General features: G+C 71.9%; 3 protein-coding genes. All 3 read left to right on the forward strand.

What is annotated here, in order from left to right; translation table 11 throughout:
* The first annotated feature begins 26 nt into the window (after positions 1-26).
* From FV228_RS25665 to ssuC, 3 genes are read left to right on the forward strand one after another with little or no spacing between them, the layout of a single operon-like run.
* A complete protein-coding gene (locus FV228_RS25665) occupies positions 27-977 on the forward strand; it encodes an aliphatic sulfonate ABC transporter substrate-binding protein (RefSeq protein WP_147857125.1) in 951 nt (316 codons plus the stop codon).
* A gap of 4 nt (positions 978-981) precedes the next feature.
* A complete protein-coding gene (locus FV228_RS25670; protein WP_147857126.1) occupies positions 982-1983 on the forward strand; it encodes a sulfonate ABC transporter substrate-binding protein in 1002 nt (333 codons plus the stop codon).
* Positions 1983-2765 (forward strand): aliphatic sulfonate ABC transporter permease SsuC, encoded by a 783-nt coding sequence (gene ssuC / locus FV228_RS25675; protein WP_147857127.1) that lies wholly within the window; start codon positions 1983-1985, stop codon positions 2763-2765. The genes FV228_RS25670 and ssuC overlap by 1 nt, the downstream gene beginning before the upstream one ends.
* The last annotated feature ends 79 nt before the right edge of the window (positions 2766-2844 follow it).

Here is a 2844-nt window from a genome sequence, read left to right on the forward strand (position 1 = left end):
CTCGCCGCCGCCGAGTGAGCCGCGCGATGCTCGACCGCCGCACCTTCCTGGCCGCATCCCTTGCGGCCGTCCCGGCCATTCGGAGCGCTCGCGCGGCCGAGCCCGGCGTGCTGCGCATCGGCTACCAGAAGAACGGCATCCTGGTGGTGGCCAAGCAGCAGGGGATCATCGAGCGGCGCCTCGAGGCCCTCGGCCACACGGTGCGCTGGGTCGAGTTCTCGCTCGGGCCGCCCCTGGTCGAGGCCCTGTCCCTCGACGGGATCGATCTAGGCCAGACCGGGGACGCACCGCCGATCTTCGCCCAGGCGGCGCGCTCCAGCCTCGTCTACGTGGCGGCCCAGGAGGCCGGCGGCTCCGGCGCCGGGATCCTGCTGCCCAAGGGTTCGACCCTGCGCAGCCTCGCCGACCTCAAGGGCAAGCGCGTCGCCTTCGGCAAGGCGACGAGCGCACACAACCTCACGGTGGCGGCTCTGGAGAAGGTGGGTCTCAGCTACGCCGATATCGAGCCGGTCCTGCTAGCGCCGGCCGACGGGGCGGCGGCCTTCGCCCGCGGCAGCGTCGACGCCTGGACGATCTGGGATCCTTATCTCGCCATCGCAGAGGCGGGGGAGGGCGTGCGCGTACTGGCCTTCGCCACCGAGATCACGCCACAGAACAATTTCTTCCTGGCGAGCCGTGCCTTTGCGGAAGCACGCGGCCCGGTACTGGTCGCGGCGATCGACGCGCTGGGCGAGGTCGCCGCCTGGTGCCGGGAGAACCGCGGCGCGGTCGCGGCGCTCCTGTCGCAGGGCACCGGCGTGCCGCTGCCGGCCACCCGCCGGGCGGTGGATCGCAACGATTACGTGATCGGCCCGATGACGGCGCGCGTCACCGCCGAGCAGCAGGCCGTCGCCGACCGGTTCCACGCCTTGAAGCTGATTCCCCGATCGATCCGCGTCGCCGACGCGGTCTGGGCGGCGCCCGCCCGAAACGGCTGAGATCATGATCGTCCGTAACACCCACCCCCTTGCGTCCGGGCTCGCCCCGCACCGCCGAAAATTCCTGTCCGCGGGCCTCGGCCTCGCGGCGACCGGCGTCCTGCGGCCTGCCCGGGCCGCGGGCGGCACCGTCCGGGTCGGCTACCAGAAATACGGGTCGCTCGTGCTGCTGAAGGCCCGCGGCACCCTCGAGACGGCGCTAAAGCCGCTGGCCTACGCGGTGGCGTGGTCGGAATTCCCGTCCGGGCCGCCGCTGATGGAAGCCCTGAATGCCGGGGCGATCGATTTCGGCACGGCCGGCGAGGCGCCACCCATCTTCGCGCAGGCGGCAAGCCCCGAATTGCGCTACGTGGCGACCGAGCCGCCGGCCCCGCGGGGCGAGGCGATCCTCGTGCCCAAGGACAGCCCGGTGCGCAGCGTGGCCGACCTGCGCGGCCGGACGCTGGCGCTCAACAAGGGCTCGAACGTCCACTTCCTGGTGGTGCGCGCGCTGGAGCAGGCCGGCCTGCCCTACGATGCGGTGAAGTTCGCCTTCCTGGCGCCAGCGGACGCCAACGCCGCCTTCGTGCGCGGCTCCGTGGATGCCTGGGCGATCTGGGATCCCTATCTCGCCGCCGCCGAGCGCGCCACCGACGCCCGCGTGCTAGCGGACGGGCGGGGGATCGCACCCAACCGCGAGTTCTATCTCTCGCGCCGCGGCTTCACGGAAGCCAGCCCGGAGATCATCTCGGCCGTGCTGACGGCGATCGGAGCGATCGATACCTGGGCGGAAGGCCACGCCGAGACCGTAGCGGCGGAACTCGCACCCTCCGTGGGCATCCCGGCGCCGGTCCTCAAGATCGCCCTCGAACGCCAATCCTACGGGGCCGCCCCCCTGGACGCCACGGCGATCGCCGACCAGCAGCGGGTGGCGGACGCCTTCCACGGCCTCGGCCTGCTGCCGAAGCCGATCCGCGTGGCCGACGCGGTCTGGACACAGCCCGAACGCCGGGCGGAGAGCCGATGATGCGCCCCACCCCCCTCACACGCCTGCGCGACACGGCGCTGCCGTGGCTCCTGCCGATCGCGATCCTGCTGGGCTGGCAGGCTGCGGTGTCGGCCGGCCTCGTCTCGAACCGGTTCATGCCGGCCCCCCTGGACGTGGTCCGGGCCGGCTGGGAGGCCGGGCGCACCGGCGAACTCTGGACCAACCTCTGGGTCAGCACCCTGCGGGCCCTGTCGGGCTTCGCCGTGGGCGGCGGCATCGGCTTCGCCCTCGGGCTCGCCAACGGCCTCTCCCGCGTGTCGGAGCAGCTGACCGACACCTCCGTCCAGATGGTGCGCAACGTGCCCCACCTGTCGCTGATCCCGCTGGTGATCCTGTGGTTCGGCATCGGCGAGGAGGCCAAGCTGTTCCTGGTGGCGCTCGGCGTGTTCTTCCCGATCTACGCCAACACCCTGCACGGCATCCGCTCGGTGGACCCGGCGCTGGTGGAGATGGGCCGCGTCTACGGCATGTCGCGGACAGAACTGTTCACCAAGGTGGTGCTGCCCGGCGCCCTGCCGTCGATCTTCGTCGGGTTGCGCTACGCGCTCGGCATCATGTGGTTGACGTTGATCGTCGCCGAGACGATCTCCGCCTCCTCGGGGCTCGGCTACATGGCCATGCAGGCCCGTGAGTTCATGCTGGTCGACGTCGTCGTGCTGGCGATCCTGATCTACGCCGCCTTGGGCAAGCTCGCGGACGCGCTGACGCGCCAGCTCGAGCGTGCCTGCCTCGCCTGGAACCCCGCCTATAGGAGCGCCTGATGCTGCTCGACGCCCTTCGCCGCGAGGCCCCGGCCGATCCCGTTCCCGAGACCCGGAGCGCCGACGCGGGCTCGCTGCC

The organism is Methylobacterium sp. WL18 (assembly GCF_008040015.1).
Lineage (GTDB): Bacteria > Pseudomonadota > Alphaproteobacteria > Rhizobiales > Beijerinckiaceae > Methylobacterium > Methylobacterium mesophilicum.

Excerpts from the sequence above, each read along its gene's own strand:
- FV228_RS25670 (WP_147857126.1), top strand. The coding sequence starts at position 982 with ATGATCGTCCGTAACACCCACCCCCTTGCGTCCGGGCTCGCCCCGCAC.
- ssuC (WP_147857127.1), top strand. The coding sequence starts at position 1,983 with ATGCGCCCCACCCCCCTCACACGCCTGCGCGACACGGCGCTGCCGTGG.
- FV228_RS25665 (WP_147857125.1), top strand. The coding sequence starts at position 27 with ATGCTCGACCGCCGCACCTTCCTGGCCGCATCCCTTGCGGCCGTCCCG.